This is a genomic window from Vibrio sp. CUB2 (assembly GCF_001557945.1).
GTDB lineage: Bacteria > Pseudomonadota > Gammaproteobacteria > Enterobacterales > Vibrionaceae > Vibrio > Vibrio owensii.
Genome location: NZ_LNRB01000003.1, coordinates 444,447 through 457,797, shown reverse-complemented (window position 1 = coordinate 457,797; position 13,351 = coordinate 444,447). Strand labels below are relative to the sequence as shown.

Sequence of the window (13,351 nt, the reverse complement as noted above, 5' to 3'; positions counted from 1 at the left end):
TATATTTTTTCAATCCACAACTAACTGATAGATTGATCACAGTTTCTTTATGTTTGCTCGCTCGCATTAGGCAGGACTCATGGTCAGTTTCGGCACTCCGGAATACAAACGCATTACGCTATCTCTGGCGCTCGGCTCGTTTTTGGTTTTCTCGAACCTTTATCTCCTTCAGCCGATGCTGCCAAGCTTTGCGGTGCACTTTCAGATCTCGGAAACGCAGGTCAACTGGCTATTCGCCGCCACCACATTGGCTATCTCCTTTAGCTTGGTTCCGATGGCTGTGCTCTCTGAATCGATTGGGCGCAAACCCGTAATGATGTTTGGTCTGTTCTCGATCCCTGCTATCTCCGCATTAATGCTGCTTGGCGATTCGTTTTTGTTCTTAGTGGTTTGTCGCGCTTTGATCGGTATTGCGCTTGCCGCTTTTGCTGCTGTTACTGTTGCTTATATGGCGGAAGAGTTAGATAAACACGCATTTTCAATGGCGATCGGTACTTATATCGCAGCCAATTCATTGGGAGGAATCGCAGGACGTATCAGCGGAGGATTGTTGGCAGACAACTTCAGCATCGACGTCGCCATCGAAGTCATGATGCTATTCACCCTTATCGGTGTGGTCAGCGTGCATTACTTGCTGCCAAAACAGAAAAACTTCACCCCTTCTTCGAGCAGTTTAAGGCATCACAATCGAGCTATTATCGGACACTTCAAAAATCAACGTGTGTGGTTCGCTATGCTAATTGGCGGTTTGAACTTTGCCTTGTTCGTTAATCTTTATTCGGTAATGGGATTCCGCTTGGTTAGTGCACCACATAATGTGCCTGTCGGGTTAGCTTCTCTCATCTTTGTTTGCTATTTGGGTGGTACGTTTTCTTCCCGTTGTGCCGGACATTGGAGTAAACGCTTTTCACCGATACTTGGCATGTTTTTAGGCTCTATCGTCAGTATGGCTGGCATGTGGATCGCAGTAATTGAAAGCATACCTGCAATGTTGGCAGGTTTGTTATTGATCAGCTTCGGTGCGTTCTTCACTCACACGCTAGCCTACGGTTGGGTTGGACAAAACGCAACACAAGCAAAAGCGACGGCGACCGCATTGTATCTCGTGCATTACTATATTGGCGGCAGTTTAGGTGGATTCCTATTGCTCTATTGCTGGCAAAACGGCGGTTGGTCGAGTGTACTAATTGGCGGTAGCACACTGTACATTGCCATGTTCGCTGCTATCGCATTCTTAAAACACATTACAGAGCGAATTAACGCTGGCGATAACGCAGACATAACGGCTTAACAAAGCGTTAAGCCCTATAGATTTTATGTTGTGGCGTTGGTCTGCTATGCTTGCGCCACATTCATAAAAGCAAGAAAGTCGTATGCCAACGCGCTCAACACAAGAATCACCAAACACCGATATCAATGCGATCACAGAGCAAGTCGATCAATGGCTCAATGATGTCGTGATCGGGTTAAATCTTTGCCCTTTCGCCGCTAAGCCTCAGCGCAATAAACAAATCAAAATCTTCGTAAGTGAAGCCTCGCAAGAAGAAGCTCTACTTGAAGACATTTTGCTGCAACTGATCGAACTCAGTAGTACCGAGCCAGAAAAACTGGAGACAACCTTGGTTGTGGTTCCAAACATGCTGCAAGATTTCTGGGATTACAACTTCTTCATTGATTGGGTTGAAGGCTTGATCAAACAGCAAGATTGGGAAGGTATTTTCCAAGTTGCCACCTTCCATCCTGATTACTGTTTTGGCGGTGCAGAACCAGAAGATGATGAAAACCTGACGAATCGCTCTCCATACCCAGTGTTTCATTTGATCCGCGAAGAGAGCATGGAAAAGGTACTTAAGCACTACCCTGATCCAGAGTCCATTCCAGATACCAATATTGCACGTGTCTCAGCGCTTTCAGAGGAAGAACGTCAGAAGCTCTTCCCTTACCTATTCCGCTAAAACTAACTCCCCAAGAGACAGATTTCTAACCAGTTAGAATGGGAGCGCTTGGGGATTAAAGTTCGGTTTGATATGATTGCGACTTCAATCGATTCAATGGACATTAGAATGCAACTGTCAAAGCTAACCCAAGAGATTTTTGATCACCTATACCGTGACATCACCGAGTTCCGTAGCACTTTCGACCTACCAGTGGCGGATGTTGCAAGCCTAGACGCACAAGCAGATACGCTACACACTTCTCTTGCGATCGAAGAGCTTACTGAACTAGCGGAAGCGGATTGCAAAACAGAGCAAGCAGACGCAATCATTGACAGCGTTTACGTTCTAATGGGCCGTCTAGTGCACACTGGTGATAGCAAAGTTGAAGATAACCTAGCGATCAGCTACTTGATCGATCTACTGCTTAACGTAGCAGTGAACCGTGGTATCGACTTTATTCCTTGCTGGGACGAAGTGCACTCAAGCAACATGAGCAAAGTGTGTCGCAACGAGCAAGAATACGCAGAAACAGAAGCGTTCTACGCTGAACAAGGCATCAAGCTGATGGCGGTTCAAAAAGGCGAATACATCATTGCGAAATGCGCAGAAGATTTTGTATCTGAAGGCAAAACGGTACGTAAAGGCAAGGTTCTAAAGTCGGTTTACTACCGCCCTGCAGACCTTAAGCCACTTACACAGTAAGTCGTCGATTAGGCACTACAGATAAAATTCAGCGCCCACAATACTCGATATTGTGGGCGCTTTTTTATGTCCGCTCAGAGCCTCATTGCTTAAAAGTTAAGCTTCATTGAATCTCTGGTCAATGAAGCTAAATCCATGCTTTTAACGCCACTAAACATCTGTTCAGTATTTATTGATATTTCTGAGGTCTATCTCTCTGATAACCTTATCTCAGTTACCATATCGTGGATTACTTATGATTCATATATCTCAGGTGTTGCCGATAGTCGAAAAACAGCTCAAAGAATTGCAGCCTAAAGAGGCGGTAGAGTTTAAGACTTACAAAAGAGATCGCGGCTTTCTGATTTACTGTCTAGCAGATAGCGAGTTCCAAGTTGTTGAAACGGGGTATCACAATCAGACGATGATAGGAGATTTGGTCAGTACGCGTAAACACATTAAGAAAGCCCTCCGACGAGAGTTTCCGAGAAGTAATAAAGTTTGGGTGGAGTACTTTCAGGGAGTCGATAACCCATTAGATATCAAGAAGTCCCATTCACATCAGATGCCTCTGTTTTAGTCTCGCAACAAATAAACGCTTGGCATCTGGATGCTCTGTATTTCTTTAGGATACTAATCAAAAATCAGATACGGCCTTTCTTCTACCAAGACCTTCTTAACTTGAGTTTGGAACACCTCGGCTAATCCTTCTTCTGATAGCACTTCATCGGCGTTTCCGGAAGAATGCAATACGCCGTTATTGAGCAGCAGTACCTTGTCAGCATGCTTAAGCGTTCGGTTTAGGTCGTGGTTTGCGACCAACACCCCGATGCCTTGCGCAGCGACGGCATTAATGAGCTGATATAGCAGTCCTTCTTGGGCAATATCGAGCGGCGCTGCGGGTTCATCCAAAATCAATAGCTGAGAGTAAGGGTTAATTGTGCGCCACACTTGCAAACACACTCCGGCTAAACGGACACGCTGCCATTCACCGCCGGATAATGTCTGAATACTTCGATGAAGCTTGTCTTGCAGTTGTACTAGCTCAATAACAATATTAACGGCATCTCGTACTTTCGCGTCGCTGATATTGGCACCAGTTGGCAATGAAAGTGCTAAGTATTGAAAGACATCAACATTGAATGCAGGTCTTGATTGCTGACACAAATACCCACGGATATGCGCTTGTTCTGAAAGTGGCATTGTGAGCAGGTCGTTATTATCGACAAGTACTTCCCCACTCACGCCTTCACGCTGAGTTAAAGTGCCAGATATCGCGCCAAGTAATGTACTCTTTCCTGAGCCGTTTGGACCCACGACATGGACAACCTCACCCGGCTTACATTCAAAGGAGAGCGGTAGCAGTCGACTTCCCACTGCGATGTGCTTAACGTGCATCATGACTTTTCACCAGCATCCAAATGAAGATAGGTGCGCCGATAGAAGTGGTCATCACTCCAAGCGGCAGCTCAGCAGAATCGAGCAACAAACGCGCGCCGATATCAGCAAACACCAATAAGGCTGCGCCAGATATTGCAGAAAGAGGCAACAGGTAACGGTTTTCGGTACCAAACGCTAATCGAAGCAAATGCGGTACGACTAAGCCCACAAAGCTAATGATTCCCCCCAATGCAACGGAACCACCAACGAGAATGGAAATTGCCAAAATGAGCTTCCAACGCATCTGATGAACATCAATACCCAGTTGAGTGGCATGGATTTCCCCGAGCATCAACTTATCAAGCGGTTTGCCCTTGCAGCAGAGCCAAATCAGCACAGGTAGCATGACCAAAGTAACGGTATGCTGATACCAACTTGCCCCACCAATGCTGCCCATTAGCCAATACATTAACTGACGCAGGCTCAAGTCATCGCTAAAATAGAATGCCCACGTCACAATCGCACTCGACAAAATCCCCAGAGCTACACCGACGAGCAGTAACCTTGCGGTAGTGAGATGCATCGCACGCGCAATGCCAACCAATATGACGGTAAACAACATCGAACCGGCAATGGCAGCCAACATAAAAATCATTGGAGAAGGCAAAACCGGCAAGGCAAACATGGCTAGCACCATTGCCAAGCTCGCGCCACCGGAGATCCCGAGAACGCCGGGTTCGGCTAATACGTTGCCAAGCAGAACTTGTAAGGTAGCACCAGAGACCGCCAATGCAGCCCCGATAATGGCGGCAGAAACCAAACGTGGCAGACGTAGATCCAACAAGAGTTTTTGTTCAAATGCAGAGAGAGACTGAAAAGGAGAAAGGAATACCTCTCCGACCATCAAGTGGATAGCAGAGAGCAGCACGAGAATCACTGACATAATCAAAAGATTGCGTTGCCAGCGTCGTTCCTTGTTCAGGATAAGTTGTTGAAAATCCATAGTAGCCGATAAATACAAACGAGGCTTAACCTTACAGTTAAGCCTCGGTAAATTGCAAATGTGTTCTTACGCTTTATTCGCCGAAATTAAAGCGATATGGCATTAATCGTAGACTAACTCGCCATCTTCGTAGCGCGTTTTCACTTCACACACCATTAATGCTGCGCGTTGACCAATCGCGACGTGGCGGTTTGGGAAAACAACGGCTTCGTTATCGTTCTTCGCCATCAATGGTTTGTCACCATCGTGACCAAACACTTCGCCGTGAACGAATGAGGTAAAGTTCTCGACGTTGTCATCAAACATAAAGTCGAAATCTTCGTGCAAACGCACAATCGTACGACTGACACGGTACTTGATACATGGTTTAGACAAGTGCTCCGCTTTCGCCTCTGCAATTAGGTTACGCAGTGACAAATCGAATGCTGTCAGTTTGTCTAAGTCGTTTTCACCAATGCGAGCCACTCGACCCAGTTCCATCGTCAAAGCTTGAGCGCCGTAGTTCTCTGCACTGAACCAGCTAAATGTACTGGTTGGCGAGTTAGAAAGCAGCACCGCTTCAATATGCGCGCTGTCGAGAAAATCAATCAAAGCTTTGCTACGAACAGGATGACGCGTTTTCGGACTCACCGCAAAGGTGTAGTGCTTTGAATCACGGATCGCACAGTGCAAATCTAAGTGCCAGCGTGTTTCCGCTGCCGTATCTTGATAGAAATCTCTTACTAACAATTTGAGAGTATCAGCAATCGCGAGCTCTTTGGTCGGCTCGTGCTCTTTCTCATCAAACAGTCGGTTAAGGTTTTCTTCTAAAAATCGCGTGTGCGCCAGAGTCGATTCTGGGTGAGCGATAATGAATAAGCATCGAGCCTCGACTTTCTGGAAGCCAGATTCGATGTCTTTGATAATTGAATCCACCAGCTCCATCGGTGCGGTTTCATCCCCGTGGACACCACAAGAGATGATGACGTTCTTTGTTTCCTGAGTGTATTCGTCAGGAATCACTTCTAGCACACCACGCTGATAGAGTTTAAGTTTTACACCATTAGACAGCACCTGCTCCGCTGGCGCGACATCAATATGAACATCTAACGTGTCAGTTAAAAACGATTGGCGAAAGAGAGACTTCGTCATGCGTTACTCCTTAATAGCACGGCGGGTATGTTAATAAATTGTACAAAGGATTTTTGTTGTTGCGATCCCACTTATGAGTAGAAGCCACCAAATTTATTTAAAATCCCATACCTTTTCGCGCCATGCACTCAAATCAAGCATTGAGGCGTTTATTTTTTGAACAATTACAAAGTGTTAGGGCTGTGAACTTTACCACAGCCCTAAAGAAGATCATTATGATTTGATCAACTTTTAGCGTTTATTCACCACGTTGTGCGAGTAAACGTTCAAATTCGTCTACTTTGTCACGAACTAGCTCCACACTCTGCTGCCAAAATTCTGGTTCCGTCAGATCCATTGAAAGATGCTTGTCTACAACTTCTTCAGCCATCATGTTGCCAGTGTCACGTAATAGTTCTACGTAATCGTCGTAGAAACGCTCCCCTTTAGCATCACGTTGAGCGTAGATACCTTTACTGAACAAGAAGCCGAATAGATATGGGTAGTTGTAGAAGCTCACCCCAGAGATGGAGAAGTGCAGCTTGCTCGCCCAGAAATAAGGATCAGCTTCGCTCATCACATCGCCATACCAATCTTTCCACGTTTCTGACATCAGCTCACAGAAATCATCAGCTGTCAGTTCGCCCTCTTGGCGACGCTCGTAGAAAGCTTTTTCGAATTCGTAACGAACTGGAATATTGATCATCAGCGCTAACGCCGAAGAGAGCTCTTCCCACAGCATTTCGAGCTTATCATCCACAGTTTCTGCTTTTGAAATCAGATGATCGCGAACGATGTTTTCAGCGAAAATCGAGGCGGTTTCTGCCAACGTCATCGGGTAGTATGTTTGGCAAAGCGGCAAATCACGAATCACCCAGTTGTGGAAGGCATGACCAAGCTCATGAGCAAGCGTCATCAGGTCTGAGCGGCTACCACTCCACGTCATAAATACGAGCGGCGTGCGCGTCGCCGGCAGCTTAGTACAGTATGCGCCAAGGCGTTTGTTGGCATTAGGCGCGGCATCAATCCAGCCGTTTTGTACCATCATGCGGACAAACTCGGACATGTCTGGATTCACGGTTTCGAACGCTTCACAAATGACGTCGATTGCTTCATCAAATGGATAAACTTTCGCTTCGCCACTCAAAGCAGGCATCGCAGCAAGATGATTCCACGGTTTCATCTCATCCAAACCGTGGACCTTCGCCATTAGCAAACCGGCTTTTTGACCAATCTCACGGCTGTCTTTAGCGACTTTCATCATGGCATCCAATGTTTCGGCTTTGATTCGGCTGCCATGTAAGCTTGGATCAAGGAAATGAACATCACGTTTGGTAGAACGCTTTTTGTTCTCTGTTAAACGCCAACCTGAAAGCGCGTTAAGGATAGAAGCAAAAGACTCTTGGTGTGTCGCCATCGCCTTCTGAACACCACGCCACGCAGCTTCTTGGCGATCAAATTCAGAGCCATAAAGAATGCTTGCGGCTTGCGAGAAGCCGAGCTCTTCACTTTCACCATCAGCGTAGTCGAGCTTCACTTTCAAAGAGCCCGTGAGATTGTTGTATAACTTACCCCATGCAGATTTTCCATCCACGCTCATTGCCGCTAATAGCTTTTCTTCTTCGGTGCTTAAACGTGTGTCAGCCAGTTTGCGAGAGTTTAGGATTGAAAATGCCTGACCACTGATGTCTGGATTTTCATGATCCAAAACGCGAGTAATGAACTCTTCATCAGCGTGAGTCAATTTAAGCTCAAAGGCACTGTAAGCTTGAGAAAGCTCAGAGAAAATACGCGTCATACGACCCAACAGTGCTTTCGCCTCTGCATTTGTCGCATCCACTGACGCATAACAGTTAGCGAAGTTCGCAATAGTGCCAGCCAAACGGCTTGCCGCCTCGCTGGTTAAGATTGCGTTTTGCATCACTTCAACAGAGTTACAATCGGCAGACTGTTTATTGAGTAGGTCAATGCATTGCTCTACAAGGGCAATGTCATCTTGAATTCGTGGGTCAGCGAGATCGTTATAAACGATGGATAAATCCCAGCTAGGAGCGGTCATTTATGGTTCCTTTTGATGTAATCGAGCCAGCTCTTTTCTCTCTTAAACTCGGTAGAGATCCAAGCGTTGGCTACTTCCGTGACTAATTTTCAAATAGTGGTACGCCTATCGAACGAATTGAGGCGTAAATCTGATCATCGATGGTAATTGTTATATGTGTTACTGACGCATTTCCTATCGCTAATGTCGAATACCATCGCGGATTGCGCCAATCTACACCCAATACATGGGCAAGAATCATTCTAATTACGCCACCATGCGTGACAATTAGCAAGTTGTCATTGATATCATTAATGATTTGAGACCAAGCACAAGTTACACGATGAGAGAAATCATCCAAGCTCTCAGCATTCGGTAAGGTGTATTGTGCTGGTGCTTTCCAAAACGCATCGAGCTTATTCCAGTGCTCGGAAAGCATGTCAAATGGGATGCCGTCGAAATCACCAAAATCCAATTCTTGAAGTTGCGGCTCCACACTTAAAGGTAAAAGTTGCTGCTCAGCAAGTATCTCAGCAAGGTCGTGACAACGTGACAAAGGAGAGCTGATGATCCCTTCCACTTCTCGACCCGTTTGTTGCCAGGCTTGAGCAATTTTGCGCTGCTCAGCTTCATCGACTTTTAAATCGGCTTGTCCGTGTAAACCTGGGGCTGCGTTCACTCTTCCGTGTCGCAGTAAGTAGATATTCAACATTTTCATCTCTTCCCTTCCTGTGGTTTGAGCTCAAGTGGCAAGCCCGCAGCGACAAACGTGACTCGCTCACATACGGTCGCCAGTTTTTGATTCATCCGTCCCGCATTATCAACAAAGTAACGACTGACGGCGCCGAGCGGCACAATGCCCATCCCGACTTCATTAGAGACAAAAATCAGCGTCGCTTCAGCTTGTGCTGCCGCATTCACCAACAACTCAATTTGTTCCTCTAACCGCTCATTACAGCAGTCATCACCGAGTTCAAAGATCCAGTTGTTGAGCCAAAGCGTAAGGCAGTCAACTAACACAACATCTTGAGACGAAAACTCACAAATGAGCTCTGGCAAGTTACGCGGACATTCATGTTCAATCCACCCAGCCCCTCGCTGCTGTTTATGGTGAGCAATGCGCTGCCTCATCTCGTCATCAAAAGGCAATGCCGTCGCTACATAGTGAAGCGTTCCGTTTTTATTTTGTGCCCATTGTTGCGCCCTGTTCTCTGCTAAGCTCGACTTTCCTGAGCGCGCACCACCTAGAATAAGTTGCTTCATAATGAATGACTAAATGCGATAAGAGTGAGATAAACAAGCAACTCTGCAAGCTGCTGCGCAGCACCAAGGCAGTCGCCAGTAAATCCGCCGATACGTTTGGTCAGCCAGCGTTTAAAGCCGACACGAAACAGTGCCAATACCAATACAATCACTGCAGCCTGAGTCACACCCAGTAACAACGCGACAACCCCACCTGTTAAGAGCAGTATCGCGACTTCTAAGCTCGATTGTTTATTCGCTAACGGCTTACTTTTCGAGGTGTCTGCATCACTAACATAAGGCATGTCATATATAAGAGTGGCTGCCAACGCTCGACTCACGGTATACGCCACGACGACCATCAGCCAAAACTGAGGTTCATTGGCTAACTCGCTCCAAAATACAAACTTCGCTAGCAGCGCCATCATTAACGTTGCCGCTCCGTAAGTCCCGATGCGGCTGTCTTTCATGATGGTTAAGCGGCGCTCTAACGTCATTCCACCGCCAATGCCATCCGCCATATCCGTTAATCCGTCTTCATGAAAAGCGCCGGTAAGCAACAGGCTAAATGCCATGGTTAACACGATGGAAACTGAGTTTGGGAACAATAAACTTGCCAGTGAAAACACAGCTGCGCAAAGTAGCCCAAGCAACACACCGACCAAAGCAAAGTATCGCCCCGCTTGGTTCATGCGCGTTTCACTGTAAGGTAAATCAGAAGGCACTGGTATGCGGCTAAAAAAGCTTACTGCGAGCAAGAAAAGCTCACTTTGATAGCGCAAAGAACGAGTCTCTGAATGGATTGTATTATCAGAAGCAGACACTAAACCGTCACTCCCGCACTCTCAAAGCTCGCCATGTTGTTGTAAAACTGAGCCGCCGCTTTTACCAGTGGCAAAGCAAGCGCCGCTCCGGTTCCTTCACCTAAACGCAAACCAAGATCCAAGAGAGGCTCCGCTTGCAAACATTCCAGCACAAACTTGTGCCCATTCTCTTCTGAGTTATGGGCGAACAGCATGTAATCTCGCGTCTCTTCATCCAATAAAGTCGCGACATAAGCGGCTACAGAGACGATAAACCCATCAACCAAGACTGGCGTTTTATGGCGTTTCGCTTCTAAGAATGCGCCAACCATTTGCACGATTTCGAACCCACCGACTTGAGCCAACGCGCCTTTGGTATCAAGGTCACGACAGCGATTCACACCTTGCGCGACTAGCTTGATCTTACGGTTTAGCTGCTCTTGAGTAATGCCCGTGCCATAGCCAACGCAATGGTCGACTTCCAATGGACTAAGCGCAGTTAACAATGCCGATGCCGAACTGGTATTGCCAATCCCCATCTCACCAAACATCAATAAGTTCGAGCCATTAAGAATCGCCTGTTGCGCGACTTGGGCACCATATTCCAAACCCAATGCAACTTGCTCTAACGACATCGCCGTTTGTTTAGCAAAGTTTGCCGTGCCATTTCCCAGACGTTTCTCAATCAAGTTGGGATGATTTTTAAAGTCAGGAACTAAGGTATCGATCGGTGACAACATGCCACAATCAATAACCTTAAAGTCAATTTGGTTGAGATCGCAGAAACAATTAATAGCGGCGCCACCAGCGAGGAAATTCGCCACCATTTGTTGAGTTACAGCGCTGGGTGCAATGCTTACCCCTTCTTCAGCGATGCCGTGATCACCAGCGAATACCAACATGGTTGGTTTGCGAATTTCTATTGTTTCAACCGCTTGAGGCTTATCTTGGCTTTGAATTAACGCCAGTTCTAGCGCCACTTTTTCGAGCAAGCCAAGAGCGCCTAATGGTTTGGTTTTGTTATCAATGCGAGCTTGAATTTCTGAGGCAAAAGAGCGATCCATGATGATGATTCCTTATTCTTTATTTTGGACGAGCGACAGAAAAAGTTTTTTCTAACGTGGCGTATTCATTACCGCCCAACCGAGCTAATGGGTCTACAGCTAAGGCATCAACTTTTAAACGGTCACCCTCCATGGATATGACCCGCTCATCGACATAAATGTGTTCAATCTCTGCAAAGATTAAACTTTGCGGTGTCTCCCCCATCTCTATCACTTCATGCAACTTACAGCCGAATGCAATTGGCGCGCCCTCTAAGCGTGGTAATTCGAAACCTTGGAAATCAACCGTCTCAAGTTGAGTCGTCTCCAGTTCAGATTCCCCGTGTTCTAATGTGGCAGAAGATAAAGTGACTTTATCAGCGAGAGCACTGGGTGCAATATGGATAACCAACTTACCAGTTTCTAAGGCATTTCGCGTGGTGTCCTTGATGTCCCCATTGGGCTTTTTTCCCACAGAAATCATCAATAAAGGTGGACGGCTAGAAACCGCAGTAAAGTAGGAAAATGGCGCTAAGTTGAAGTTTTGCTCACCTGAGTCTGTGAGCACCCAAGCGATTGGGCGAGGAATGACAGTTTGAGTCATCAAATGGTACACCTGCGTTGGAGCAAGCGTACTGAGATCTATGTTCATACGACGTCCTTGGTCTTAGAAAACCGCGAGAGAAATGAGACTCCCGACAAATTGAGAGAACAAGTGTACCCCTCTCCCGTGCAATTTCATCTGATTTTCTCTTTTTGACAGCGCTTTTTGTCAATTCGACAGTCATATTGATAAAAATGCCACTTAAACAAGCTTGCTCCACTAAAGAAAGCATTCAACTTAAACCAACTCAGTCTCAGTCATTTATTTTTCAGCGCTCTAATTGATAACGTCTGATGGTCAACATTAGTCTAACCAAACAACTTAAAGCATTGATAAATAAAACTATCCAATAGCACGTCTAACAAAGATTGGGCGTAAATGAAACGAGAGCTAATTTCCTCATCGCCTGTATTTTGAAAGTTGGCACGTGTGATGCTTTAAATAAATCGTCCCTAACACAAAAAGCGAGAAATTATGTTTGCCAATCAAAGTCGTCGCCCCGCTAAGAGAGGCAAGCCAAACCCACCACGCCAATCTCGGCGATCCATACCCTTATCATTCTCCTAAGAAAAAAGACCCGTTTGTCCCGCGGGTCTTTTTATTTGCCTCGTTTGAAGAGCAATCAAATGGGTCGTGCGTCAAACATTGATAGCATGCCTAATGCTTGGCTGAACAATTAAGCTACAATAGCCTAAGCAACTGTTCTCTATGAGGAAGAATACAATGAGTAACGATTCAAATGCATGTGTCATTATCGCTGGCGCAACAGGACTGGTTGGTAGAGAAGTCCTCCTTCAACTGATCTCACAGCCTAGCATCGAAACTCTGTATTCCCTTTCTCGACGAGCACTCACTGACATTGCAGACCCTGATAATAAAATCATCCCACTTCTCGATGCTGAACTCGCCATTCATGACTGGGACGAACAACAGCCTACCCCTCGTGTTGGTTTCATTTGTCTTGGTACTACATTGAAGCAAGCCGGCAGCAAAGACGGTTTAAGGAAAATCGATGTCGAGTTAGTGTGTAAAGTGGCTCAGCAAATGAAGTTGATTGGCGTAAAACGCCTTGCAGTCGTATCGAGTTTGGGTGCAAAAGCCTCTTCATCATCCCACTATCTTGCTTGCAAAGGCCACATGGAAAAAAATATTGAAAAGATGGGCTTTGAAGAAGTGGTGTTCGCAAGACCAGGGCCTCTGGTCGGGCAACGAGAAAATCCTCGTACAGATGAGAAGGTTGTTCAGACTCTTTCTAAAGTAATTCGTCCGCTTATGCTGGGAAAACTGGCTAATTTTGTGCCTATTCAAGCTCAAGACGTAGCCAAAGCGATGATTTACCAAGTTTTCAGCTATCAACAAGACCCAATCGTCTATTTGCATAGAAGAGAAATGATGGACCTCATCAAGCATTATGACTAAGTAAAATCGGATAAATCTCGTGCTAAAACGTTATTGCACGAGATGTGCGTCTCACTTTTATATTCATTTTCGATCTATCTAATACCTGTTT

The 13,351-nt window shown here is 46.1% G+C and carries 14 protein-coding genes; 5 read left to right on the top strand and 9 right to left on the bottom strand.

What is annotated here, in order from left to right; genetic code table 11:
• Positions 1–79 precede the first annotated feature (79 nt).
• From ATB78_RS06815 to ATB78_RS06800, 4 genes are all read left to right on the top strand, one after another.
• Entirely contained in the window at positions 80–1,291 is a 1,212-nt protein-coding gene (locus tag ATB78_RS06815; protein WP_061008177.1) for an MFS transporter, read from the top strand.
• Between the two features lie 82 nt (positions 1,292–1,373).
• Positions 1,374–1,955: a DUF1415 domain-containing protein gene (locus tag ATB78_RS06810; protein WP_039974541.1), complete on the top strand. Its 582-nt coding sequence runs from the start codon at positions 1,374–1,376 to the stop codon at positions 1,953–1,955.
• Positions 1,956–2,063: 108 nt separating this feature from the next.
• A complete protein-coding gene (locus ATB78_RS06805) occupies positions 2,064–2,639 on the top strand; it encodes a nucleoside triphosphate pyrophosphohydrolase family protein (RefSeq protein WP_061008176.1) in 576 nt (191 codons plus the stop codon).
• Between the two features lie 235 nt (positions 2,640–2,874).
• Positions 2,875–3,198 carry a hypothetical protein gene (locus ATB78_RS06800; RefSeq protein ID WP_032802701.1) on the top strand — a complete coding sequence of 108 codons (324 nt, stop codon included), beginning with the start codon at positions 2,875–2,877 and terminating at the stop codon, positions 3,196–3,198.
• Between the two features lie 53 nt (positions 3,199–3,251).
• On the opposite strand, the gene btuD is transcribed toward ATB78_RS06800, so the two are convergent.
• From btuD to ATB78_RS06755, 9 genes are all read right to left on the bottom strand, one after another.
• Positions 3,252–4,019: a vitamin B12 ABC transporter ATP-binding protein BtuD gene (gene btuD, locus ATB78_RS06795; RefSeq protein ID WP_081096572.1), complete on the bottom strand. Its 768-nt coding sequence runs from the start codon at positions 4,017–4,019 to the stop codon at positions 3,252–3,254.
• Positions 4,006–5,001 carry a vitamin B12 ABC transporter permease BtuC gene (gene btuC / locus ATB78_RS06790; RefSeq protein ID WP_061008175.1) on the bottom strand — a complete coding sequence of 332 codons (996 nt, stop codon included), beginning with the start codon at positions 4,999–5,001 and terminating at the stop codon, positions 4,006–4,008. Before btuC ends, btuD begins: the two co-directional genes overlap by 14 nt.
• Before the next feature lie 102 nt (positions 5,002–5,103).
• A complete protein-coding gene (locus ATB78_RS06785; RefSeq protein ID WP_005439838.1) occupies positions 5,104–6,132 on the bottom strand; it encodes a succinylglutamate desuccinylase in 1,029 nt (342 codons plus the stop codon).
• A 238-nt stretch (positions 6,133–6,370) separates the two neighbouring features.
• On the bottom strand, positions 6,371–8,170 hold the full coding sequence (locus tag ATB78_RS06780) for a M3 family oligoendopeptidase (protein WP_061008174.1): 1,800 nt from the start codon (positions 8,168–8,170) through the stop codon (positions 6,371–6,373).
• Positions 8,171–8,252: 82 nt separating this feature from the next.
• Positions 8,253–8,867 carry an alpha-ribazole phosphatase gene (gene cobC, locus ATB78_RS06775; protein ID WP_061008173.1) on the bottom strand — a complete coding sequence of 205 codons (615 nt, stop codon included), beginning with the start codon at positions 8,865–8,867 and terminating at the stop codon, positions 8,253–8,255.
• A complete protein-coding gene (gene cobU / locus ATB78_RS06770) occupies positions 8,864–9,412 on the bottom strand; it encodes a bifunctional adenosylcobinamide kinase/adenosylcobinamide-phosphate guanylyltransferase (protein ID WP_061008172.1) in 549 nt (182 codons plus the stop codon). The genes cobC and cobU overlap by 4 nt, the downstream gene beginning before the upstream one ends.
• Entirely contained in the window at positions 9,409–10,215 is an 807-nt protein-coding gene (locus ATB78_RS06765) for an adenosylcobinamide-GDP ribazoletransferase (protein ID WP_061008171.1), read from the bottom strand. The genes cobU and ATB78_RS06765 overlap by 4 nt, the downstream gene beginning before the upstream one ends.
• Complete coding sequence (gene cobT, locus ATB78_RS06760; RefSeq protein WP_081096571.1) at positions 10,215–11,258, bottom strand: nicotinate-nucleotide--dimethylbenzimidazole phosphoribosyltransferase; 1,044 nt, start codon at positions 11,256–11,258, stop codon at positions 10,215–10,217. The genes ATB78_RS06765 and cobT overlap by 1 nt, the downstream gene beginning before the upstream one ends.
• 19 nt (positions 11,259–11,277) lie before the next feature.
• Complete coding sequence (locus tag ATB78_RS06755; RefSeq protein ID WP_009701845.1) at positions 11,278–11,889, bottom strand: flavin reductase family protein; 612 nt, start codon at positions 11,887–11,889, stop codon at positions 11,278–11,280.
• A 675-nt stretch (positions 11,890–12,564) separates the two neighbouring features.
• Here ATB78_RS06755 and ATB78_RS06750 point away from each other — a divergent pair.
• Positions 12,565–13,260, top strand: coding sequence for an NAD(P)H-binding protein (locus ATB78_RS06750; RefSeq protein ID WP_061008169.1), 696 nt, complete (start codon positions 12,565–12,567; stop codon positions 13,258–13,260).
• The last annotated feature ends 91 nt before the right edge of the window (positions 13,261–13,351 follow it).

Bases quoted from the DNA above. Each gene is read 5' to 3' on its own strand.
- ATB78_RS06815 (WP_061008177.1), top strand. From the start codon at position 80: ATGGTCAGTTTCGGCACTCCGGAATACAAACGCATTACGCTATCTCTG.
- ATB78_RS06810 (WP_039974541.1), top strand. From the start codon at position 1,374: ATGCCAACGCGCTCAACACAAGAATCACCAAACACCGATATCAATGCG.
- ATB78_RS06805 (WP_061008176.1), top strand. From the start codon at position 2,064: ATGCAACTGTCAAAGCTAACCCAAGAGATTTTTGATCACCTATACCGT.
- ATB78_RS06800 (WP_032802701.1), top strand. From the start codon at position 2,875: ATGATTCATATATCTCAGGTGTTGCCGATAGTCGAAAAACAGCTCAAA.
- btuD (WP_081096572.1), bottom strand. From the start codon at position 4,019: ATGATGCACGTTAAGCACATCGCAGTGGGAAGTCGACTGCTACCGCTC.
- btuC (WP_061008175.1), bottom strand. From the start codon at position 5,001: ATGGATTTTCAACAACTTATCCTGAACAAGGAACGACGCTGGCAACGC.
- ATB78_RS06785 (WP_005439838.1), bottom strand. From the start codon at position 6,132: ATGACGAAGTCTCTCTTTCGCCAATCGTTTTTAACTGACACGTTAGAT.
- ATB78_RS06780 (WP_061008174.1), bottom strand. From the start codon at position 8,170: ATGACCGCTCCTAGCTGGGATTTATCCATCGTTTATAACGATCTCGCT.
- cobC (WP_061008173.1), bottom strand. From the start codon at position 8,867: ATGAAAATGTTGAATATCTACTTACTGCGACACGGAAGAGTGAACGCA.
- cobU (WP_061008172.1), bottom strand. From the start codon at position 9,412: ATGAAGCAACTTATTCTAGGTGGTGCGCGCTCAGGAAAGTCGAGCTTA.
- cobT (WP_081096571.1), bottom strand. From the start codon at position 11,258: ATGGATCGCTCTTTTGCCTCAGAAATTCAAGCTCGCATTGATAACAAA.
- ATB78_RS06755 (WP_009701845.1), bottom strand. From the start codon at position 11,889: ATGAACATAGATCTCAGTACGCTTGCTCCAACGCAGGTGTACCATTTG.
- ATB78_RS06750 (WP_061008169.1), top strand. From the start codon at position 12,565: ATGAGTAACGATTCAAATGCATGTGTCATTATCGCTGGCGCAACAGGA.